Source organism: Rhodococcus opacus B4, from assembly GCF_000010805.1.
Taxonomy (GTDB): Bacteria; Actinomycetota; Actinomycetes; order Mycobacteriales; family Mycobacteriaceae; genus Rhodococcus_F; species Rhodococcus_F opacus_C.
The window spans coordinates 1,490,866-1,511,722 of record NC_012522.1; the positions used below are offsets into that span (position 1 = coordinate 1,490,866).

Here is a 20,857-nt window from a genome sequence, read left to right on the forward strand (position 1 = left end):
CCACGTGAGTGGCATTGCGTCCTCCAGCACGCTTTGCCACTCACCTGGCCTACAGTTCGGACGCGTAGCGCTCCAGCATGGCAGCAAGCTCGCCGGGGCGCGCGAGTGCGGCGAGATGGCCCGTGTCGATGACGTCCGGAACGATGCCCAGCCGTTCCCGGACGATCCGCTGCATGAAGTCGAGCGGCAACATCCGATCACGGCTGCCGGCCACGACCCGCGTCTTCACGAACGGCCACGCCTCCGCCTGCCACACCGTCGCGAACGGCGTGTCCGACATGACCGGTGCCCCCTGACCGAACGCCTCCTCGGTAACGTCGTCGGGCACGTCGTGGAAGAACAGAGACTTCAGGTCGTTGGGTGCGTCCGGGTCGCGACCCTCCAGCACGTCGAACGCCCGCTTCGCCTCCGGCTGGCCGGTGTTCTCCCACCACCGCCCCGGCGCCTCCCCGGGCGCGGGCACCATCGGCGCCACCAGAACCAGCAGGTCGACGTCCACCTCGCCGCGTTGACAGACGATCGCCGCGGTGAACGCCGACATGGACTGCGCGACCAGCACGATCGCCCCCTCGACGTCCTCGACCGCATCGACGACGACGTCGGCGAACTCGTACTGACCCGCGTCGTCGTCCCCGTATGGGAGGTCGACGGCGATCACCGAGTGCCCGCTGCCCTCCAGGATCGGTGCGACGCGGTGCCAGTACCACGAGTCGGAGCCTGCGCCGGGCAGCAGAACGAAGGTTGCGGGCATCTCGACTCATCTCCTGTTCCGGAACACGAACGGTCGAGTCGAGCCTAAGCGCTACGTGAGCGGGAATGCGCGTCCGAGGACACTTTGCCACTCACCTGTGGGGGGGGTGAAACGGCGGAGGGGCGGGCGCCGGTACACCCCATAGGTCGGACAGGTAAGCCCGGCCGCGCCGGGACCGACGACACCTCCACAGAACCGAGCCGACATGTTTACCAACCACCTCTTCGGCGGAATGACCGAACAGGAAATCGACATCGAGATCGCCGACGAGCTGGCGGCCTGACGCACGTTCCCCCGCACGTGAGTGGCGCCACGCACCCCGGCACACTTCGCCGCTCACGTACGAATCGCGGTCACGCTCAGGGCCGATCGGCCGGTTTCCCCTTCCACACGGCACCCATCGCCAGCCGCTCGAGGTCGTCCGCTGAATATCCCGGCCAGCCGTGCAGGATCCGGCGCCACCCGTCCGGTACCGCCGACGCACCCCACCGGGCACCGAGCAACCCACCCGCGATCGCCGCAGTGGTGTCGGTATCGTTGCCCGCCCGGACGGCCCGCTCGAGGGCCAGCCGAAGGTGATCCGGCCCCGAATCGTCGGCGCCGCTGATCGCCCACCACGCCGTCTGGAGGGCATGAACCACCCAGCCGTTCTTCGGGAAGTCGGCGGGTGTGCCGCGTTCCGCCTGGTCGAGCAGCGGTCCCCAGTACTCGCGGACCTCGGCCGGCGCGTCCCGCAGGTACCCCCGCACCCCGTCGAACGTCCCGAACAGCACCGCGTGCCGGATCGCGTGGGACCACAGCCGGCACGCCTCGCCGGCACGCTGATCGTCGTGGGTGAGGGCGCCGATCTGGTACGCGGCCTCGGCGCACGCGTCGGCGTCGTCGAGATACGCCAGCGCGACCGGGGCCGTCCGCATCAGCGAACCGTTGCCGCCCTTCCTCCCCCTGACGCCGCGTGCCCGCTCCTGCATGGCCGCGGCCGAGCCGTCGCGGGCCGACAGCACGGCGCGCGTCTGATTGCCGACGTCGGGCGGGTTCGAATCGATCCACCGAATGAACTGCGCAGCAACGGCATCCAGTCCGTCACCCCGGCCGATGTCGACTCCCGACGCTGCCACCTCCGCGATGGCGACGGCCATCGACGTGTCGTCTGTCCACTCCCCCGGCGCCCAGTCGAACATGCCGCCCCCGACCATGTCGATCACCGCATCGGCAGCCGGGGTGGTGAACTCGTATCCCGCCCCGAGAGCGTCACCCGCAGCGGTGGCAATCAATACGCCTGCGGCCCGGTCGGTCTGACGTTCGGTCAACTCCACAGATCCCCCTTGAATCGAATTCGCTCCAAGATTAGATCATTATCGCTCTAACTGGCAAGCCTTCTGCGTGTCGGCATGTCGGCGTAGCGTCACGGGAACACTGTCGACGGAGGAGTGCTCATGGCGGGCGAACTGTCGTTCTTCGAACTGGGCGTGGCCAACACTGAGCAGGGCCGAAAATTCTACTCGGCGTTGTTCGGCTGGGAATTCGAACCGGGACCCGGCGGATCGGGTTACTCGATCACAACCCCGAACGTGCCGGGCGGGATCCACGGCGGCGAAGAAGGCGCCAGCCCCTACGTCTTCTTCCGGGTGCCGGACCTCGACGCCGCGGCCGAGCACGTGCTGGCACTCGGCGGCACAGTCGACGCCGTGGATCTGGGCGACGATCCCGACTCGGTGGCGAAATTTGGGCGGTTCAAGTTGTGCCACGACGACCAAGGGTCCGCCTTCGGTCTGCACGAACCACCCTCCGGCAGCTGAATCAGCGCGCCCGGAACGGTGATTCCCGGGCGCGCTGATTCGGATCGATCGGTTACGGCTCGTTCGGCGAGTCGCCGCCGCCCTCGTCGCCGCTGTACGTAGCCGGTTGCGGCAGTCCGTCATCCGGGCCGTCGCACCAATTGTCGTACTGGTTATACGGTTCCGCACCCCACGCCGGGACGTTGTTCTCGTACGGTTCCGCCCAGTCGTCGCAACCAGCCGGGCCGTACGGCGGAACGCCGGGAGGCAGAGGCGCAACATTGTTGGGCGCCCGCACGGGTACGGCTGCCGAGTCGAGCGCGTCACCCCAGGCGACGCCGGATGCTCCCAAACCGATCGAGGCCGCGAACACAGCGACCGCAGCCAATCTCATGCCGACCTTCATCGTTGCCTCCCATAGGTGAATGACGCTGCCTAAGGGCTGTACCCAAAGACAACGTAAACAATCCTCGAAGGGCGAATTTCGTGGTTGAAATTTGACGGGCGGTCGGTTTCAGGTCACGACCGAGCTACACGACGGCACAGCGCCTCGTGCGCACGATCACCGTCGAATCAAGGATTGACCGTCCGGCCTTGCTCGTCGTTGACCGGCGGCTGCTGCGCGGAAAGCCCGTCCTCGGGACCGTCGCACCAGTTGTCGAACTGGTTGTACGGATCGGTGCCCCACGCCGGGACGTTGTTCTCGTACGGTTCCGCCCAATCGTCGCATCCGATCGGCCCGTTCTGCGGGAACCCGGGTGGCATCGGTTGAATGACATCCGGCCGACGCACCGGCACCGCCGAGTCGAGACTGCCGCCCCAGGCGACACCGGATGCTCCCAATCCGATCGAAGCCGCGAACACTGCCACCGCGGCCACCCTCCTACCCATTCTCATGATTGCCTCCGTTGGTTTCATGGCCTCCCCGGGTGCGGTACCCAGAAACCCGGAAAACAATCCTCGACGAGGTGTTTCGCCTGAGAAAATTCGACGATCAGTCGGTTTCGGGGCGACAGCGCACGTACATCTCGGTCACCGACGTCAGCACCTGCTTGCCCGACGCGTTGAGAATCTCCGTCGCGACCGTCACCAACGCCCGTCCACGACCGTCCCGATTCACGTCATCGATCACCAGGTTTCCGGTCAGCACGTCACCCGGCCGCACCGGCCGGAGGAAGTTGACGTCACGCATCCGGCTCCCGGCGATGACGCTCCAGCGGGCATAGAGCGTGGTCGCAGACAGTCGCTGGCACACCGCGATCGTATGCACACCGCTCGCGATGAGCCCACCGAAATAGCCCTCATCTGCGGATTCACGATCGATATGGAACGACTGCGGATCCCACTGCCCCGCGAACTCGAGCACCTCCTCCTCGGTCACCGTGTAGGAGCCCAGCTCGAACTTCTCGCCGACCCCGAGGTCGTCCGCATAGACGACGTCACATTTGCTGCCCACTACCAACCGTCCGATCATTCGCTCGAGCCCCCGGCACGGAGACTGCATTCGAGGATATGACCGCACGACGCCAGCGGCGACAGCGCCCTTCCGCCGGCGGCAGGACGGCGGTCGTCAGTTCTCGTCGTACCTCGGCCAGCCGGGATACGGCGCCAGCGTCGGGTAGGGGGTGTCGTGTGGGAGGTTGGCCTTCTGCGGTCGCGCATCCCTCGCATCGGGCATGCGCGAGTCGCACTCCGCGTACGCGCTCTGATCGCGCGCCGCCTGCTCGTGCTCAGCAATCTTCCAACCAGCAAATACATCCGCTGATGGAGCGCGCTCTGCGCCCTCCACAGCAAGCGGCTCAGAAGTGGTGGGCAAGGTCTGCTCAGGCGCTACTATCCTCAGAGTTTCGGCCTGAGGGGACGGACCTGTCAGATTGAAGAATCGCCCGTCCTTCTCCGCCATGACGGTGTAGTTGCCCGAACACACGGTGGCGGCCCACCCGTCCTCGGTCGGTGCCAGCGCCAGAAGGTGCTCGAACTGGGTTCCGACTAGTCGTTCCAGTTCCAGATCGTTCCAATAGTCGAAGTCGACACGGTCGAGCTGCTGTGACGTCGCGTCAGCGAAACCTGGATAGCTTGCCGCCAACGCATGACCATGAATCGCGAGATAATACGACTCCATATACGCTCGGACCACTACGGCAGGTCTGCTGAATAAGTCGATACCGGCTTCTGCCGACCACCGAAAATTGTAGTTGACGTTCTCGGGAACGCTGTATCCCTTGACGACGGTTTTCGTGGTGCCGGTCGGCGTTGTCGCTTCATCGGGCCCACAGGCACTAACCGATAAGAGTACTGCGGCAAGGACGGTCGCCATCCGAGCCCTCATCGCCCAAGCTCCATGTCTTGTACCTGCTCACGACCCGCATTAATCGCATCGACGAACTCACCAACTCCCGTGAGGCCTGCTTCGGTGATGTATCCCACCAAGTTCGATGACAGCATCGGAGTTGAAAAACTGGGACGATCCAAGACGATCTCGTCATACGGCAACAACGGACCATTCTCCCCGTCGCGGAAGTCCTCGAGCCCTGCGTACGGTTCCAGGACCCCACCGTTCGCCGCCTGCAAACCCAGTGCGATTTGGTAGTACTGGTTTGCCAGCAGGGCGTTGTCGGCGAAGTCAGTGTTCGTCTGAAGTGTGCTGTCCGGTATGGACCCCATGACCGCGCTTTTGAATGTCGGGTCGGCGAGATCGATTCCACTCGAAATCAGAGGGCCTGCTACGGGAATGAATTCGACGCCCTTGCTGATCACTGTCCTGATGGTGTCGTAAGCGATGCCTTTGCTCTCGAAACCGGCGGCGTTCTGGGAGGTTTCGTCGCCGAGTCGGTCGGCGAACTCGAGATCGAATCCCTTGTCCACCACGCCCTGAAGATTGCCCGCCCATGCCCCGTATTGGTAGTGGGGATTCTGATGTGTCTGGCCGTCGACAGCCCATGCCTGTTCCAGTTGCGCCGACACTCCCAAGGCCTGGGCATTGAAATACGCGGCGCCGTCGGCATTGGAATCGATCACGGAGAATATTCGCGGGACTTCTTCCAGCCGCAGGTGCGCATGTCCCGAATCGCCGCTGAAGGCATTGGTTCCGGTAAAGGACTCGGGCACGCCCACCATATTGCCGATGTAGGGCGCGAGTGATGTGCCCAATGCCTGTGTGATTGCGGGGTTCACCTCGCCGATGGCCTGGCCTTTCATCCCGGGGATGTCGAGCAGTTCGGCGTCTTTGGCGGCGAGGATTTGCGCGAGCCCGAAGGCCGATTCGCCGGCCTGTTGCGACCGGAACAGCTCTCCGGGTTCGGACGGATCGGAGGGTCTGGCGTCGTCGGCGATCCAGTCGAACATCCCGGCGACGTTCTGTTCGCCGCCGTCGGCCCAATCGCGTTGGAGCAGAGGCATGATGACGTCGTCGCGGTTGTAACCGGTCGGCATGCCTTCACCGGACAGGATGTTGTGGACGGCGACGTGATCGCGGCCCCCGACCCCGACCATGTCCTGCAGGAGTGCGTCGACGCCGTCGCGGCCCAGCATGTTGTGGTCGAAGGAGTCTCCGATCAGCAGACTCTTGTCGTTGGTCGCCGACGCTATTTCGCCGGCACGGGAGAGGAGACTCTCGCTCAGCTCGCTGCCCTGCTGGACGGCCGGGTCGGCGAGTCCGAACGCCTTGGTGAATCGTGCCAGGTCGTGGCCGTTGTTGACGACCAGAGACGGCTGCGGGGCGTCGTGTGCGCCCTTCGTGAGGTTGCCGGTCGACGTCACCGGCCCCTCGAACAGCCCACGAAGACTGTCCGGGATGTGGGTCTGGCCGCCGACGTCACCTGCGGCACTGCCGACGTTGTAGTTCGACACCACGGCGAGGCCGTTGGACAGCGCGCTCGCGGCCTCCGTGCGTCCGTTTTCGGTGTACTGCTCGGACAGTGCGAGGAAGCCGTCCTTGCCGGCCGCGGTGTAGAACTGCTGGAGGAAGTCGATCGTTCCCTGCGGAAGATCGGTGACCTTGCCACCGTCGGCCAGCGTCTTCACTTGTTCGGGGGTGAGCCCGGCGGCCGCGATCTCCCGGGCGACGCGGTCGCGAACGTCCGGCGAAATGTCGGAACCGCTCCGCGCGACCTGCTCGCCCAGCGCGGTGCCCTCGTGCCCCGACAGGCCCGCCGACGCGGGGGCGCTCGCCGCGACGGCCCCGAGTGCGTCTCGAATCGCCGTCGCCATGTCCCGGTCGGCATTGTCGAGTTCCGTCAGTGCACCATCGAGCTGGCTGCGCCAGTACTCCATCAGGTCGGCGTGCTCGGCGGCTTCGGCGTCACTCATCGTCTTCGGCTGACTGACGATCTGCCAGTCGTCGGAGACGGTGAATCCGTCGGTCGCCGCCTTGTCGATCACGGTGGCGACGTAGTCCCGCGCGTGACCGAGCCGGTCGGCGCCACCCACGAGGGCGGTCGACAGATCCTCCAGATCGTCTGCGAGCCGACGGATTTCCGTTCGCTCGGCGCTCGCCCGCTGCTCGGCGGCCGCCTGGGACGGACCGCGCCAGTCGTCCTGTCTGCCCAGATCCGCGACGACCCGATGGATGTCCTCCGCCCGTCTTCGCGTGTCTTCGGCGGTCCGGCCGATTTCCTCGCCCGCCGACGTCAGGTCCCGTGGATTCCAGACGTGCAGTTGCGACCTACGCGGAATCACAGCTCCCCCATCGCCGACAGCTGGGAGGCGAACGTCGTGTCGGTGACGTCGTAGTTCTCGGCCCCGTCACCGGCGATGAACGCCATCTCGTCGATGCGACTGGCCGCGACTCCGAGCGCGGACGCGAGAATGTCGCCGGCGTCCCGGCACGCGGCGGCGGTGTCGGACCCCTCAACGGCCCGGCCCGCGTCGTCGAGGCTCCGCCGGCCGCCGAGCGCCTCGACCTCACGGGCGATGGCGGCGAGCGAACCGGACATCGCGCGGAGCATGTCGGGGTCGACCTTGACGACCGCGACCTCCGGGCCGCCGAGCACCGGCGGCAAGCCGGGGATACTCGCCAGCGGCGGCTGCGGCACACCGGTGCCGTCCATCGAAGCAATGACACTTTGCGGCCACGTCATAGCGCCCCCTCTGACATCGACATCTCCCCCTGATATCTGCGACGGGTCCGCCCCTGGACCCGGGCCACCGACTGCGCGGCGACCGTAGAGACAATAGCGGACCACCCCCGCATGGACGTGTGACCACAGCACAGATTGGGAATGGCTCGAACCGGGTATCGAGACGAGATGGCGATTACCGATATCAAGGAGTACAGCCACCTCACCGAGGCGGATGTGGAGGCGCTGGGCGCAGAACTCGATGCGATCCGGGCCGACATCGAGGAGTCCCGCGGCGCCCGCGACGCGCGGTACATCGACCGGACGATCAAGCTGCAGCGGTCGCTGGCGATTGCGGGCCGGATCGTCCTGTTCGGCAGCCGGAAGAGACCGGCGTGGCTCCTGGGTACCGCTCTGCTGGCCGCGGCGAAGATCATCGAGAACATGGAACTCGGCCACAATGTCATTCACGGCCAATGGGATTGGATGAACGATCCCGAGATCCACTCGTCGAACTGGGAGTGGGACAACACGTGCCCGTCCTCGGGGTGGAAGCACTCGCACAACTACGTCCACCACAAGTTCACCAACATCGTGGGGCTCGACAGCGACGTCGGCTACGGGATTCTGCGGATGACCCGGGACCAGAAGTGGTCACCGGTGTACCTGGCGCAGCCGTTCTACAACGTGCTGCTGGCGTTGCTGTTCGAGTGGGGTGTCGCGCTGCACCACCTGGACGTGGAGAGTATCCGGCGCGGCGACTACGACCGCGCGGAAACCCTCCGCAACGCGAAGGAGGTCGGCCGGAAGATCGCGCGGCAGGTCGGCAAGGACTACGTGGTGTTCCCGGCGCTCACCGGCCCGGCGTGGAAGAGCACGCTGACGGCGAACGTGACCGCCAACGTGATCCGCAACCTGTGGGCCTACGGTGTCATCTTCTGCGGCCACTTCCCGGACGGTGCCGAAAAGTTCACCAAGGAAGAATTCGAGAAGGAGACCAAGGCCGAGTGGTACCTGCGGCAGATGCTGGGTTCCGCCAACTTCCACGCCGGCCCGGTGCTGGCGTTCATGAGCGGCAACCTCTGCTACCAGATCGAGCACCACGCGTTCCCGGATCTCCCCAGCAACCGTTACGCCGAGATCGGGGTGAAGATGCGGGAACTGTGCGACAAGTACGACCTCCCGTATACGACGGGGTCGCTCCCCCACCAGTACGGGCTCACCCTCCGCACCATCTTCAAGCTCGCCCTGCCCAACCGCTTCCTGTCGGCGTCCGCGGACGACGCCCCGGAGACGGCGTCCGAACTCCGATTCCGCATCCGGGGCGGAATGAAGGAGGTGTTCGGGGTCGACCCCGCCACCGGCAGGCGGCGCGGGCTCCGCACGGCGCTGGCAATGATCCGAAACTGATTACGACGTCCACGCGTACCGGAAGCGTTGCGCGACCTCGTCGACCGGTTTGTCCCGGTACTCGTCGTGCTCGTAACTCTTGACCGCCGTCAGCGCTTCCACGATCAAGGGACCGAACAGGTCCCGCGCGAGCGCCGAGGATTCGAATGCCCCGAGCACGTCGGACGGCAGGGTCGGGAGCAGGTCGACGGCGTGGGCTCCGGCCAGGTCCGCCGGGTCGACCGACACCTCGTCCGGGAGCGCGCACGCACCGGCGATGCCGTCGTGGGCGGCGCCGAGAATGGCGGCGCTGCTCAGGTACGGGTTCGCGGACGGGTCGACAGGTTTGATCTCCAGGTTCGCGCCGTGCGGGTTGCCGGAGGTGTCTGTGCAGAGGCGGACGGCTGCCTCGCGGTTCTCCAGCCCCCAGCAGCGCGACACCCCCGACCACATTCCCGGGCGCAACCGCAGATGCGACAGGGCCGAACCGGCGAGGACCGCCGTGAACTCGGGTAGCGCCCGCAGGATCCCGGCAACCGCGGCGCCACCGGCAGCAGTCAGCCCGTGTGGGCCAGAGCCTCCGGACAGGATCGGCCGGTCGCCCTCGGCGAACGACATGTGGTGGTGGGCGCCGTTTCCCGCACCGCCCGCGACGGGCATCGGCGAGAACGACGCCCGCAACCCCTGGCTACGCGCGGTCCGGCTGATCAGCGCTCTGGCCAGCACCGCGTCGTCGGCCGCCGTGACGGGGTCGGCTGGGGCGAGCGACACCTCCAACTGGTTGAGCCCGGCCTCGGCGTGGACCTGTTCGATCGGCAGCCCGGCCGTTGCCGCCGCGGCGAGCAGTCGTTCGAAAAATTCATCGTGCGAGAGAACGGCATTCAGGCCGTACGCGGACCATTCCTCGTCCGTCGCGCCGTCGAAGAGGGTGAACTCGATCTCGTGGCCGATCCGCGCGCTCAGCCCGGACTCGGCCAGCCGCGTCGTCACGCGCCGCAGCGCGGTCCGGGTGCAGGCCAGCGACGGCGTCCCGTCCTGCTCGGTCAGGCACGCGGGCGCCCAGTACGTGCCGTCGCCCAGATTCCTCACGTCGCCGCTGTCGATCCGCAGCCGAAGGTCGCCCACCACGGAGAAGGACGGGGTGAACGCGAGGTGGTCGTCGACGCAGAACACACTCCAGCTCGGCGACGCGCCCGCACCGGCGTCGACGAACGTGGACAGCCTCGAGGCGGGCAGCATCTTCGCCCGGGAGACCCCGGCCATGTCGACGATCGAGCCGACGATGCGGTCGGTCGGGCCGAAGTCGTTCCCTGCCCCGCGCATCAGGCTCTCGCCACCGCGGTGGTCCGCGCGAGGACGAACGCGATCGCGATCGCAGCGACGAATCCGCTTTTGCCCACCCGGATCCAGAAGACGGTCCTCGGTGCGTATCCGATGATCAATCCCATCTGCACTGCCCCACTGCTCGACTCACCATATTGTCGGTCCTCGGGCGGAACGGCGTGCTGATTCCCCGAAGGTCGGCTGGACCTCCGGCACGGGTGGGCGGCCGTCCGGCGCGAACCCCGCCGAAACGGGAATCGGCCCCGCCCCCGCGGCGCGGATCAGCCGATCGGCGCAGGCATGCGCACTGTGCGGTAACTGCAGGTCAGCGCGTCCCCGGTGGACGGGTCTCGCATTTCGACCTTCCATGCGTCGGCGAACTGATTCACACCGTGCCGCATGGAGATCGTCCCCGACACGAGGACGGTCCCCGGCGTGTGCAGTCCCCGCTCGCGAAGGACGTCGAGCCAGTACTTCGGAGCGAGCAGGTCGGCCAGCGTTCCGCTCTGGATGAGGGTGGATGGTTCGCCCTCGCCCTCACCGACCCATGCCGACAGAGTGATGTCGTCGAGGCGGTCCGCGATCTCGGAGAGCCGCCACGCACGCGACCCGAGAACGTCGGGTGCGGCATTCTTGCTCCACGCCACGCTGTGCACCTCGAGGTCGCGGTCGGTGTGGTCGCACGCAACGGTCAGCAGCACGTCGTCGTCGATGATGACCAGCGCCCACTCGGCTTCGCCCGAGGTTCGTCCGTGTTGAACGGACACCGTCGTCGCCTGCTGTGCCAGGTAGGGCGAGATGGGGTACAGCGCCGGGATCGTCGTTGGTGCCGGTACGCCCAGTTCAGCGAGCTCGGCGATGTGGGACGCGACCTCTTCCTGGTTCCGTCCGGCATAACCGGCGTTGAGGAGGGTGGTGACCTCGACGTTTTCGACGGTGCCGTCCGGCAGTGTGAACGTGAGCTGCGACATGGGAGGAAACTCCTGTAATCCGGGCCCTGATTCCGTCTGACGATCAGGGCAGATTGTTACTTTCTCGTCTTTTCTGCGCCTGGGGGGTTGCGCATACGTCTTGTATACAGCAAGTATGGATTCGGTACAACGGCAACGGTGACCTGAAACACGGGACATCCGCGCCGTGCGGGACAAGAATTCAACCCACAAGGAGTTGCCATGATCGGAGAGTCCACCTCCGTCGATGCCGACAGATCCGCACCCGTCGACAAGAAGGGACTGGCGAAGGCCTTTGCCGCCAGCCTCACCGGCACCGCGCTGGAGTGGTACGACTTCGCGGTCTACTCGGCCGCGGCCGCACTGATCTTCCCGCAGATCTTCTTCCCGGACAGTGATCCCCTGACGGGAACCCTGCTCGCGTTCTCCACCTACGCGGTCGGCTACGTGGCGAGGCCCATCGGCGGCTTCGTCTTCGGGCGACTCGGCGACGTCATCGGACGCAAGCAACTGCTCGTCATCACCTTGCTCCTGATCGGCGTGACCACATTCGCCATCGGGTTGCTTCCCGGCTACGACCGCATCGGCATCGCGGCGCCCGCCATCCTCGTCGTACTCCGATTCGCGCAGGGCGTGGCTGTCGGCGGCGAGTGGGGCGGTGCGGTACTGCTGTCAAGCGAGTACGGCAACCCACGCCAACGCGGCTTCTGGTCCTCAGCGGCCCAGATCGGCCCTCCTGCAGGCAACTTGATGGCCAACGGCGTGCTCGCCCTACTCACGGTCTCGATGACCGAGGCCCAGTTCGAATCCTGGGGATGGCGTCTTGCGTTCCTGATGTCGGCTCTACTCGTCGGCTTCGGCCTGTGGATCCGGCTGAAGCTCGAAGACACCCCCGTCTTCAAGGCTCTGCAGGAATCCGGCGAGCGCGCCGAGGCTCCCATCAGCGACGTGTTCAAGACGCAGACCCGGCCGTTGATCGCCGCGATCCTGTCCCGTATCGCCCCGGACGTGATCTACGCCCTGTTCACCGTCTTCGCGATCACATACGGCACGAGGAAACTCGGCTTCGACCGCGGCGAAGTACTCGCAGCCATCCTGATCGGCTCGGCAGTCCAACTCGGCCTGATCCCCCTCGCCGGCGCGATCTCCGATCGCATCAACCGGCGCCTGGTCTACGCAATCGCCGCCGTCGGCGGCGTCGCCTGGAGCGCTTTGTTCTTCGTCGTCATCGGCGGCAGCTCGTTTCCGCTGCTCATTCTCGGGGTCGTCGTCGGACTCGGATTCCACTCGTTCATGTACGGCCCCCAGGCGGCATTCGTGACCGAACAGTTCACGGTCCCGTTGCGCTCGACCGGCAGCTCGCTCGCCTACACCATCGCCGGCGTGTTCGGCGGCGCCATGGCACCGCTGATCTTCACCTACCTGTTGAGCAAGACCGACAGCTGGGTGCCGATCGCGATCTACGTGCTGATCGTCGGAGCGCTGACTCTGCTCGGTCTCGCACTCGGACGCGACCCCGACCCCACCGAGGACGAGCACTACGCGTTGATGTCGGCCGAGAATGCTACGCGCGCAACAGGATCTGCAAAGTAGCCTCCAGATGACTGTTGATCTTCTCGTGCACCAGGCCTTCGTCGCCGACATCGAGTGCGTCGATGATCGCCTGGTGCTCGGCGCACACATTGTGCTGACGGTCCGAGGCGCTGAACAGGGCCGTCAACCCGACACGGAGCTGACGCGCACGCAGTCCGGCATAGGTAGTGGACAGCAGCTCGCTGCCTGCCGAATCGATGAGGAGCTGATGAAAGCGGCCGTCCCAGTCGATGAACGCGCGAGCAGCCTCGACGCTCGCGTCGGTCGCGAAGGTCTCCTGCTCGGCGAGCGCGGCGCGCATCGATTCGATCGGTACACGCCCGGAGGTCAGTGCCCGACTCGCGGCATGTCGTTCGAGAACGCCGCGCAGCTCCATCAATTCCGCGATCTGACGGCCCGACATCGCGGGCACGTGCGCGCCCCGCTTGGGCACCATCTCGACGAGACCCTCGGCCTGCAGCATCAGCAGCGCTTCGCGGACCGGAGTGCGGGAAACCCCGACCCGTGTCGCGAGATCCTGTTCGCTGAGGAACGAACCCGTGGCCGCCGGTGACGTCAGCACCTGATCCCGGACGTACAGGTACGCCTTCTCCCGACCCGACAGCTCGGCAGTTGGGCCGCCCACCCCATCCATTTGTTGCATACAATATGTATACACCAATGTCTTCGCAGCTAGGAGAAATATTACGATGCTACGTCTCAGCCTTGCCCAGATCACCAGTTCCATGGACCCCGAGGCCAACCTCGAATCCGTGGAGAAGCAGGTGTCAGCGGCCGTCGACGCGGGCGCCCGGCTCGTCGTGTTCCCGGAGGCAACCATGCAGCGGTTCGGCGGACCGCTCGCGAGCGTCGCGCAACCCCTCGACGGCCCGTGGGCAGAGGCCGTCCGCGGGTGCGCAGACCGAGCCGGAATCACCGTCGTCGCCGGGATGTTCACACCATCCGGCGACGGGCGAGTGCGGAACACACTCCTCGTCACCGGAGGTGGCGTCGACACCCACTACGACAAGATTCACCTGTTCGACGCGTTCGGCTTTGCCGAATCCGACACCGTGGCACCGGGCGCCGATCCACTGGTGGTCTCCGTGGACGGAGTCGGCATCGGCTTCGCCACCTGCTATGACATCCGATTCCCCGGCCTGTTCCAGACGCTCGCCGACCGCGGCGCGGTGCTGACTGTGGTCGCCGCGTCCTGGGGTGCCGGGCAAGGCAAGATCGACCAGTGGACACTCCTCGCCCGCGCGCGGGCACTGGACTCGACCACCTTCGTCGCCGCCTGCGACCAGGCAGACCCTGCAGCTTCCGGCGAAAATATCCAGGGAACTACGCCACTCGGCGTCGGTCACAGCATCGTCACCTCCCCAACGGGAGCCGTTCTCGGACAACTTGATTCCGGACCCGGACTACTGACGGTCGATATCGACACCACCCTGGTGACGCGGGTCCGCGAGACACTGCCGGTCCTCGCCAACCGACGATTCTGATGTCCGGGCGCCGCAGCCCGACGGCTTCTACGAACCGAGCAGCTGGTGCGCCCGCAGTCCGACGTACAGTTCGGCGGCGTCGATGGGATCGGAGAAATCGCGTCCCGTGAGGGTGTGGATTCGGCGCAGCCGGTACAGGACCGTGTTGCGGTGGTAGTGCAGCTGCGTGGCCGCCGCGGTCGTGGAGCCGCGGCAGGAGAACCAGGCGTCGAGGGTGGCGAGCAGGCTTTCCCGTTCCTCCGCGGGCAGGGCCAGCACCGGTCCGAGGATCTGGTTCGACGCGAGCTTCCCGGCGTCGGGAACACTGACGAGCAGCAGCGACACCGGCACCGACTCGTAGCGGGTGACGGTGCTTCCGCCGTGACCCGAGCAGCGGCGGGCGATCCGCGCCTGCTCGACGGCCCGGCTCGTCCCACCCGGCCGTCCGAACGCCGAACTGACTCCGATCCGCCCGTGCCCGGTGCGGCCCAGGACGTCCAGCGCGGAATCGAGGACCTCGGTCGTGGCGGCCCACAACAGCCCGACCCGGCCGTCGACCTCGGTGTCCCACACCGAATCGACCCCCGCGCCGCGAAGGTCCGACTTGACGACGTCCGCGGCGGACGGGGACGCCGCCGCCTCGACGGACACGACGAGGAACGTGCTGTTCTCCGGGATCCGGAACGTGCGGAGGGCGTCGGCGGCGCCGGCCGGATTGGCGGCATGGTCACCGAAGAGGGTTCGGATCAGCCGGCCCCGCGACTCGGCGTCCTCGCGGGCGCGCAGGTCGGCGGTCTCCCGGTAGGCCTCCGCGGCGCTGTCCGAGTAAACGTCCACCAGTGCCCACACCTGGGCGGCCATGTCGAGCAGCGCGTTGGTGGCGCGGCCCTCCGAGCGGTTCATCAGTTCGTCCCAGATCAGACGGCCACCGAGCCGGAATGCGTGGAGCAGCGCCGCGAGCGGCACCCCCTGTTCGGCCTTCAACTGTCCGGCCGCACGCGCCGCCTCCAGCCGGATCGGCGCACTGCCCGCGAGGTTGCCGAGCATCGCCGTGAGGTTGTCGACGCACGCCGCGTACAACTGCTCGGGGGTGAGGAGGGTCGCCTCGACGTAGCCGTGCTCGGCCGACAGGATGCGGGACACGAGTTCCTCGGACAGCTGGTCCACCGACTCCAGCATCGAGCCCAGAAGATCAGTGGGCGACGGCGCGACATCCGGGCTGACAGTCATCCGGCAAGACTATCCACCGGACGTAAACGGCGCCATCCCCCAAATTGTGCGACGGCATAGCCGTCGTGGCCCACATTCACGGCCGCTGCCTATGGCGCGGCGCCCGGATCGGGGACGAGAATCGGTGTTCTACGCCACAAGAATCTTCCCGTTTCCGTGGCGCGGTCCACCATGTACTCGACCCGAGCGGAGCTGTTCACCGTGAGCACTTCAGAACCCGAGGCCACCTCCCCGCACCCGGAGGTCGACGCGGCACTCGCCGACCTCGCCGAAGGCGAGAAGACCTGGGCCGACCTCACCCTCACCGACCGCAGGACACTCCTCGACAAGGTGCACGACCTCACCGTGCAGCATGCCGCCGACTGGGTGGACGCCGCCGTCGCGATCAAGGGGCTGGACCCGCAGTCGCCGCTGGTCGGCGAGGAATGGATGTCCGGGCCGTACCCGCTGGCCACCGGCACCGCGGCACTGTCCGCGAGCCTGGCGAAACTCGACGCCGGCACCAGCCCGCTGGACGGTGCCGAATTCGGCACCGCGCCGGGCGGCCGCACCACCGTCAAGGCGTTACCACTGAACATCTTCGACAAGCTGCTGCTCAGCGGATTCAGTGCGGACGTGTGGCTGCAGCCGGGAATCGATCGTGCGACGGCACAGCGCGACGCCGGCCTCGCCCAACGGGACCCGTCGCGGACGCAGGGCATCGGCGTGGTCCTGGGCGCCGGCAACATCACCTCGATCGCCCCGCTCGACACCCTGTACGAACTGATCGCGCACAACCGCGTCGTCGCACTCAAGCTCAACCCCGTCACCGACCGCCTCCTGCCCGTGCTGACGCGGGTCCTCGAACCGCTCACCTCGATCGGCGCGGTCCGGTTGCTGACCGGCGGCGCGGACGTTGGAACGTACCTGGTGCACCACGACCTCGTCGACCACGTGCACATGACAGGCAGCGCGCTCACCCACGACGCGATCGTGTTCGGGACCGGCGAGGACGGGGCGCGGCGGAAGGCGGCGAACGAACCCCTTCTCGGCAAGGCCATCTCCAGTGAACTCGGCGGCGTGTCACCCACCATCGTGCTGCCCGGCGAATGGAGCCGCGCCGACATCAAGTTCCAGGCCGAACACATTGCGACGCAACGACTGCACAATGGCGGTTACAACTGCGTCGCGGCTCAGGCCGTGGTCGTGTCGTCCGAGTGGAAGCAGCGCGACGAGTTCGTGGCCGCCCTGAAGGAGGCGCTCGACAAGGCACCGGAACGTACCGCGTACTACCCCGGCAGCGACTCCCGGGTCGCCGGCGCCGTCGCGTCGTTCCCGACCGCGGCCCGGCTGGGCGAGAACGGCGGACGCATCCTGGTCACCGATCTCGAGCCCGGCGCCTACGCCCCGCTGCTGCAGACCGAGTATTTCGCGCCGGTGCTCGGCGTGATCGACCTTCCCCACGGCGGCACCGAATTCGCGGCCCACGCCGCCGACCTCGTCAACGCGGACTTCGCCGGCACCCTCGGGATCAACATCGTCGCGGCGCCGCAGACCATCCGCGAGATGGGTGCGGAGTTCGACTCGCTGCTCGAGGGCCTCCGGTACGGGACCATCGCCGTCAACGCATGGACCGGCGTCGGCTACCTCACCGCCACCGCCACCTGGGGAGCCTTCCCCGGCCACACCCTGAACGACGTGCAGAGCGGCATCGGCGTGGTGCACAACGCGCTCCTCATCGACCGACCGGAACGCACCGTCGTCCGCGGCCCGTTCCGGCCCTCGCCGCGGTCCATCCTGAACCGCGAGATGTCCATCTCGCCCAAGCCCCCGTGGTTCGTCACCAACCGAACCGCCGCCACGACGGGCCGATTGCTGACAGGATTTGCCGGTGCACCCTCATGGACCCGGCTGCCGGCGATCTTCGCGTCCGCGCTGCGCGGGTGAGGGCTGTACGACCTCGTCCCGTCACCCCGTCGAAGTGGAGATGAACGATGAATCAGGAACTGTCTGTGGCCGACTACGTGATCGTGGGGTCGGGTTCGGCAGGTGCGGTGCTCGCCGACCGGCTCAGCGCCGACTCCGGCAGCGAGGTCGTGGTCCTCGAGGCCGGCGGTGAGGACAAGGACAAGTTCGCGCACATCCCCGCCGCCTTCTCGAAACTGTTTCGCAGTGACCTGGATTGGGACTACCTGACGGAGCCGCAACCCGGGCTCGGCGGACGCACGATCTACTGGCCGCGCGGCAAGATGCTCGGCGGCTCGTCGTCGATGAACGCGATGATGTGGGTGCGCGGATTCGCCGCCGACTACGACGAGTGGGCCGAACTCTCCGACGACACCTGGTCGTTCAGGGAAGTGGTCAAGTACTTCCGCCGCATCGAGAACGTGCAGGACGCGTCGGACGCCGACAGCGGCACGGGCGGACCGATCGTCGTCTCGCGCCAACGGAGCCCCCGCGCCCTCACCGGGTCGTTCCTCGCGGCCGCCGAGGAGACCGGCTACCCCGTCGAACGGGCAAACACCGCTCGACCCGAGGGTTTCTCGGAGACAATGGTCACGCAGAAGCGGGGCGCGCGGTGGAGCACGGCCGACGCCTACCTCAGGCCGGCGTTGAAGCGGAAGAATCTGACCGTCCTCACCGGCGCCCAGGCCACCCGGGTGCTGTTCGAGGGCTCGGCGGCCGTCGGCGTCGAATACGAGAAGGACGGGGTGCGGCGCACCGTCCGCGCCGCGAAGGAAGTGATCCTCGCCGGCGGGGCGATCAACTCCCCGCAACTCCTCATGCTGTCGGGCATCGGCGACGAGGCGCAGTCGCGGGCGCACGGCATCGCGGTGCAGCAGCACCTTCCGGCGGTCGGGAAGAACCTGCTCGACCACCTGGTGTCGTTCCTCGGCTACAGCGTCGACTCGGACTCGCTGTTCGCCGCGGAGAAGATCCCGGAGCTGCTCAACTACCTGACCCGACGCCGGGGCATGCTGACGTCGAATGTCGGTGAGGCGTACGGTTTCATGCGCAGCCGGGACGATCTGGCACTGCCCGATCTGGAGATGATCTTCGGGCCGGCGCCGTTCTTCGACGAGGGCCTCATCCCGGCGACCGGGCACGCCGCGGTGATCGGCACCATCCTCCTCAGACCCGAGAGCCGCGGCGAGATCTCGCTGCAGTCGGCGGATCCCCTCGCCAAGCCGACCATCGATCCCCGCTATCTCAGCGACAGCGGCGGAGTCGACCGGCGGGCGATGCTCGAGGGACTGCGCCTGTGCGACGCCCTCGCGTCCGCACCGGCACTGAAGTCGCGCCTCGGCGATCTGATTCGCCCGGCCGTGGAGCCGAGCACCCCGCTCGACGAGATCCTCGGGCGGGCGCTCCAGGAGAACGCGCACACGCTCTACCACCCGGTCGGGACGTGCCGCATGGGCAGCGACGACGCGAGCGTCGTCACACCCGACCTGCGGGTTCGCGGGGTCGACAAACTACGCGTCGCAGACGCGTCGATCATGCCCGCCGTCATCCGCGGGCACACCCACGCACCGTCGGTCCTCATCGGTGAGCGGGCGTCGGATCTGATCCGGAACTCGTAGGCCCTCCGGGCTCGTGCGCCTTTTTGGTAGCTGGAGCAACCAGAAAGGCGCACGGGCGGCGGAGCCGCCTCAGTAGCGGCGCGCCGCGTAGAACGGCATCGAATCGAGCGGCGACTGCTTCACGGGCTGTCCCGCGGTGGGCGCGTGGACGACCGTGCCGTTCCCGGCGTAGAGCCCGACGTGCTGCGCCCCGTTGAACAGGACCAGATCACCCGGCTGCAGGCTGCCCTTGTCGACGGGCGATCCCCCGTTCACCTGGTCGTAGGTGGTACGGGGCACCGAGATGCCCGCCTGCTTGTACGCCCACTGCACGAGACCGGAGCAGTCGAAGGAGTTCGGCCCGGTGGCGCCCCAGACGTACGGCGAGCCGATCTTCGACTCGGCGGCGGCGAGAGCCTGCGCGCCGTGGGTGGACGGCATCGCGGGCGGAGTCGGAAGCGGTCCCGGGAGTGGCCCGGGGTTCGGAGCCGGAGCAGATGGAACCGGAGGCACGGGCGGTACACCCGGTACCTCGAACGTCCCAATTCCTGGGATGGTGATCGGCTCCGCTGCAGCGGGAGCAGCGGGAAGCAGAAGCGCTCCCGCTGTCACACCGACGGCGATCAGAAGACCGCCGGTCGAAAACTGCAGACGATTGCCCCGACGCAATCTATGCTTGGCCATTGAGCTGAGTCCTTCAATTCATACGGTTCCGGCGGCATCCGTGCCGTTCGGACGAGACGTTAGATAACATCCCGGTCACGGACTCGGCGGACAACGGCCGAATGGCCCATACACATACCTGTTTTCGCAATACAGGTATATAACGATTCGATATCGAACCGACCGGTCCGGCACGAAACACCAGAAACAGGTATGCGTTCGGGCAATTCGGCCCGTTACCGACGCCATACCCGTCGTCCACGCTGTGAGCGTGTCACTGACCCAGAACTCAGAACCCGAGATCTTCGGGGAACCCGCAGGTGCGGACGCCACGACCCTCACCGTCGTGGGTAGCGGCTCGCCCGTCGTCTTCCTGCACGGATGGGGGCTCACCCCGCGGGTGTACGGCCGCAGCCTCGCGATGCTCACTCAGCAGGGGCATCGCGTCGTCACGCCGACGCTCCCCGGCTTCGGCGGCACCCCCGACCATGCGCCCGAGGACCGGACCTTCGCCGGTTACGCGGCCTGGCTCGGACGATTCCTCGACGACGCGGGCATCAGCGAACCGGTCACCCTGGTCGGGCACTCGTTCGGCGGCGGCGTCGCCATTCAGACCGCCCACGACCTTCCGGACCGGGTCTCGCGCCTGGTCCTGGTCAACTCCGTCGGCGGCGGAGCCTGGTCCTCCGACGGCTGGCACACCCGGCCCATCGGCGAGCGACCGCTGTGGGACTGGGGCGCGTCGATCCTGGGTGAGGCGCTCTCGATCCGGTCGATCGCCCACACGACGGCGTCGTTCCTCAACGGCTTCCTGCCCAACACGCTGCGGGATCCGGGTGCGGTCTGGCGCATCGCGCACCTGGCCAGGCGGGCGGACCTGCGCCGGGAACTCGGCGTCCTCGCCGACCGCGGTCTACCCGTGTCCCTCGTCTGGGGCCGCGGCGACCGGATGATTCCGCTCGCCAGTTTCGAGTCGCTGCGGCACGCGCTGCGCAATCCACCGGTCCACATCGTCACCGGCGGCCACGGCTGGCTGATCCACGACCACGCCTCCTTCGCCGACGCCGTCCGCCGGGCACTCCACAGCCCGTGAGTGGCCGGCGAGTGCAGGGACTCGC

Annotated in this window: 21 protein-coding genes; 7 read left to right on the plus strand and 14 right to left on the minus strand. The window is 67.0% G+C overall.

All coding sequences use genetic code 11. From position 1 onward, the window contains the following. Positions 1 to 49: 49 nt before the first annotated feature. On the minus strand, positions 50 to 751 hold the full coding sequence (locus ROP_RS06980) for an alpha/beta fold hydrolase (protein ID WP_012688628.1): 702 nt from the start codon (positions 749 to 751) through the stop codon (positions 50 to 52). 359 nt (positions 752 to 1,110) lie between these two features. Continuing rightward, positions 1,111 to 2,067: an ADP-ribosylglycohydrolase family protein gene (locus ROP_RS06985; RefSeq protein ID WP_012688629.1), complete on the minus strand. Its 957-nt coding sequence runs from the start codon at positions 2,065 to 2,067 to the stop codon at positions 1,111 to 1,113. A 120-nt stretch (positions 2,068 to 2,187) separates the two neighbouring features. Between ROP_RS06985 and ROP_RS06990 the strand changes: the two genes are divergently transcribed. Then, complete coding sequence (locus ROP_RS06990; protein ID WP_012688630.1) at positions 2,188 to 2,550, plus strand: VOC family protein; 363 nt, start codon at positions 2,188 to 2,190, stop codon at positions 2,548 to 2,550. Positions 2,551 to 2,602: 52 nt separating this feature from the next. Here the strand turns inward: ROP_RS06990 and ROP_RS06995 are convergent, their stop codons facing one another. The 6 genes from ROP_RS06995 to ROP_RS07020 form a co-directional block, all read right to left on the minus strand. Beyond that, complete coding sequence (locus ROP_RS06995) at positions 2,603 to 2,935, minus strand: hypothetical protein (RefSeq protein WP_012688631.1); 333 nt, start codon at positions 2,933 to 2,935, stop codon at positions 2,603 to 2,605. A gap of 167 nt (positions 2,936 to 3,102) precedes the next feature. After that, entirely contained in the window at positions 3,103 to 3,426 is a 324-nt protein-coding gene (locus tag ROP_RS07000; protein ID WP_043824347.1) for a hypothetical protein, read from the minus strand. Between the two features lie 97 nt (positions 3,427 to 3,523). After that, positions 3,524 to 4,003, minus strand: a complete 480-nt coding sequence (locus ROP_RS07005) for a MaoC/PaaZ C-terminal domain-containing protein (RefSeq protein WP_012688633.1) — start codon at positions 4,001 to 4,003, stop codon at positions 3,524 to 3,526. 96 nt (positions 4,004 to 4,099) lie between these two features. Then, positions 4,100 to 4,846 (minus strand): hypothetical protein, encoded by a 747-nt coding sequence (locus ROP_RS07010; RefSeq protein WP_231868869.1) that lies wholly within the window; start codon positions 4,844 to 4,846, stop codon positions 4,100 to 4,102. A gap of 8 nt (positions 4,847 to 4,854) precedes the next feature. Continuing rightward, complete coding sequence (locus tag ROP_RS07015; RefSeq protein WP_012688635.1) at positions 4,855 to 7,206, minus strand: WXG100 family type VII secretion target; 2,352 nt, start codon at positions 7,204 to 7,206, stop codon at positions 4,855 to 4,857. Next, positions 7,203 to 7,607, minus strand: coding sequence for a hypothetical protein (locus tag ROP_RS07020; protein WP_012688636.1), 405 nt, complete (start codon positions 7,605 to 7,607; stop codon positions 7,203 to 7,205). Before ROP_RS07020 ends, ROP_RS07015 begins: the two co-directional genes overlap by 4 nt. Before the next feature lie 168 nt (positions 7,608 to 7,775). On the opposite strand from ROP_RS07020, the gene ROP_RS07025 reads away from it, so the two are divergent. Beyond that, entirely contained in the window at positions 7,776 to 8,996 is a 1,221-nt protein-coding gene (locus ROP_RS07025) for a fatty acid desaturase family protein (RefSeq protein ID WP_012688637.1), read from the plus strand. Here ROP_RS07025 and ROP_RS07030 read toward each other — a convergent pair whose 3' ends face one another. From ROP_RS07030 to ROP_RS07035, 3 genes are all read right to left on the minus strand, one after another. Next, positions 8,997 to 10,298 carry a glutamine synthetase family protein gene (locus tag ROP_RS07030; protein WP_012688638.1) on the minus strand — a complete coding sequence of 434 codons (1,302 nt, stop codon included), beginning with the start codon at positions 10,296 to 10,298 and terminating at the stop codon, positions 8,997 to 8,999. Further along, a complete protein-coding gene (locus tag ROP_RS44795; protein ID WP_269454432.1) occupies positions 10,298 to 10,423 on the minus strand; it encodes a hypothetical protein in 126 nt (41 codons plus the stop codon). Before ROP_RS44795 ends, ROP_RS07030 begins: the two co-directional genes overlap by 1 nt. A 156-nt stretch (positions 10,424 to 10,579) precedes the next feature. Then, on the minus strand, positions 10,580 to 11,269 hold the full coding sequence (locus ROP_RS07035) for a DUF2848 domain-containing protein (RefSeq protein WP_012688639.1): 690 nt from the start codon (positions 11,267 to 11,269) through the stop codon (positions 10,580 to 10,582). A gap of 201 nt (positions 11,270 to 11,470) precedes the next feature. Between ROP_RS07035 and ROP_RS07040 the strand changes: the two genes are divergently transcribed. Then, positions 11,471 to 12,841 carry an MFS transporter gene (locus ROP_RS07040; RefSeq protein WP_012688640.1) on the plus strand — a complete coding sequence of 457 codons (1,371 nt, stop codon included), beginning with the start codon at positions 11,471 to 11,473 and terminating at the stop codon, positions 12,839 to 12,841. Here ROP_RS07040 and ROP_RS07045 read toward each other — a convergent pair. Then, positions 12,813 to 13,484 (minus strand): GntR family transcriptional regulator, encoded by a 672-nt coding sequence (locus ROP_RS07045; protein ID WP_043824349.1) that lies wholly within the window; start codon positions 13,482 to 13,484, stop codon positions 12,813 to 12,815. The genes ROP_RS07040 and ROP_RS07045 overlap by 29 nt on opposite strands. Before the next feature lie 46 nt (positions 13,485 to 13,530). Here ROP_RS07045 and ROP_RS07050 point away from each other — a divergent pair, with 46 nt between their 5' ends. Further along, positions 13,531 to 14,325 carry a carbon-nitrogen hydrolase family protein gene (locus tag ROP_RS07050; protein WP_012688642.1) on the plus strand — a complete coding sequence of 265 codons (795 nt, stop codon included), beginning with the start codon at positions 13,531 to 13,533 and terminating at the stop codon, positions 14,323 to 14,325. A gap of 27 nt (positions 14,326 to 14,352) precedes the next feature. Here the strand turns inward: ROP_RS07050 and ROP_RS07055 are convergent, their stop codons facing one another. Beyond that, positions 14,353 to 15,534, minus strand: coding sequence for a PucR family transcriptional regulator (locus ROP_RS07055; RefSeq protein WP_012688643.1), 1,182 nt, complete (start codon positions 15,532 to 15,534; stop codon positions 14,353 to 14,355). Positions 15,535 to 15,735: 201 nt separating this feature from the next. Between ROP_RS07055 and ROP_RS07060 the strand changes: the two genes are divergently transcribed. Both ROP_RS07060 and ROP_RS07065 read left to right on the plus strand, forming a co-directional pair. Beyond that, positions 15,736 to 17,460 (plus strand): aldehyde dehydrogenase family protein, encoded by a 1,725-nt coding sequence (locus ROP_RS07060; protein ID WP_043826328.1) that lies wholly within the window; start codon positions 15,736 to 15,738, stop codon positions 17,458 to 17,460. Positions 17,461 to 17,507: 47 nt separating this feature from the next. Further along, entirely contained in the window at positions 17,508 to 19,097 is a 1,590-nt protein-coding gene (locus ROP_RS07065; RefSeq protein ID WP_012688645.1) for a GMC family oxidoreductase, read from the plus strand. A 69-nt stretch (positions 19,098 to 19,166) separates the two neighbouring features. On the opposite strand, the gene ROP_RS07070 is transcribed toward ROP_RS07065, so the two are convergent. Next, the gene (locus ROP_RS07070; RefSeq protein WP_012688646.1) at positions 19,167 to 19,760 is read right to left on the minus strand and encodes a C40 family peptidase; all 594 of its coding nucleotides are present in this window, start codon (positions 19,758 to 19,760) and stop codon (positions 19,167 to 19,169) included. Between the two features lie 244 nt (positions 19,761 to 20,004). Between ROP_RS07070 and ROP_RS07075 the strand changes: the two genes are divergently transcribed. Continuing rightward, on the plus strand, positions 20,005 to 20,832 hold the full coding sequence (locus ROP_RS07075) for an alpha/beta fold hydrolase (protein WP_012688647.1): 828 nt from the start codon (positions 20,005 to 20,007) through the stop codon (positions 20,830 to 20,832). The last annotated feature ends 25 nt before the right edge of the window (positions 20,833 to 20,857 follow it).

Coding starts and splice junctions, on each gene's coding strand:
- ROP_RS06995 (WP_012688631.1), bottom strand. CDS start 2,935: ATGAAGGTCGGCATGAGATTGGCTGCGGTCGCTGTGTTCGCGGCCTCG.
- ROP_RS44795 (WP_269454432.1), bottom strand. CDS start 10,423: ATGGGATTGATCATCGGATACGCACCGAGGACCGTCTTCTGGATCCGG.
- ROP_RS07035 (WP_012688639.1), bottom strand. CDS start 11,269: ATGTCGCAGCTCACGTTCACACTGCCGGACGGCACCGTCGAAAACGTC.
- ROP_RS07020 (WP_012688636.1), bottom strand. CDS start 7,607: ATGACGTGGCCGCAAAGTGTCATTGCTTCGATGGACGGCACCGGTGTG.
- ROP_RS07040 (WP_012688640.1), top strand. CDS start 11,471: ATGATCGGAGAGTCCACCTCCGTCGATGCCGACAGATCCGCACCCGTC.
- ROP_RS07005 (WP_012688633.1), bottom strand. CDS start 4,003: ATGATCGGACGGTTGGTAGTGGGCAGCAAATGTGACGTCGTCTATGCG.
- ROP_RS07065 (WP_012688645.1), top strand. CDS start 17,508: ATGAATCAGGAACTGTCTGTGGCCGACTACGTGATCGTGGGGTCGGGT.
- ROP_RS07010 (WP_231868869.1), bottom strand. CDS start 4,846: ATGGCGACCGTCCTTGCCGCAGTACTCTTATCGGTTAGTGCCTGTGGG.
- ROP_RS06980 (WP_012688628.1), bottom strand. CDS start 751: ATGCCCGCAACCTTCGTTCTGCTGCCCGGCGCAGGCTCCGACTCGTGG.
- ROP_RS07050 (WP_012688642.1), top strand. CDS start 13,531: ATGCTACGTCTCAGCCTTGCCCAGATCACCAGTTCCATGGACCCCGAG.
- ROP_RS07045 (WP_043824349.1), bottom strand. CDS start 13,484: ATGCAACAAATGGATGGGGTGGGCGGCCCAACTGCCGAGCTGTCGGGT.
- ROP_RS07030 (WP_012688638.1), bottom strand. CDS start 10,298: ATGCGCGGGGCAGGGAACGACTTCGGCCCGACCGACCGCATCGTCGGC.
- ROP_RS06990 (WP_012688630.1), top strand. CDS start 2,188: ATGGCGGGCGAACTGTCGTTCTTCGAACTGGGCGTGGCCAACACTGAG.
- ROP_RS07025 (WP_012688637.1), top strand. CDS start 7,776: ATGGCGATTACCGATATCAAGGAGTACAGCCACCTCACCGAGGCGGAT.
- ROP_RS07055 (WP_012688643.1), bottom strand. CDS start 15,534: ATGACTGTCAGCCCGGATGTCGCGCCGTCGCCCACTGATCTTCTGGGC.
- ROP_RS07070 (WP_012688646.1), bottom strand. CDS start 19,760: ATGGCCAAGCATAGATTGCGTCGGGGCAATCGTCTGCAGTTTTCGACC.
- ROP_RS07000 (WP_043824347.1), bottom strand. CDS start 3,426: ATGAGAATGGGTAGGAGGGTGGCCGCGGTGGCAGTGTTCGCGGCTTCG.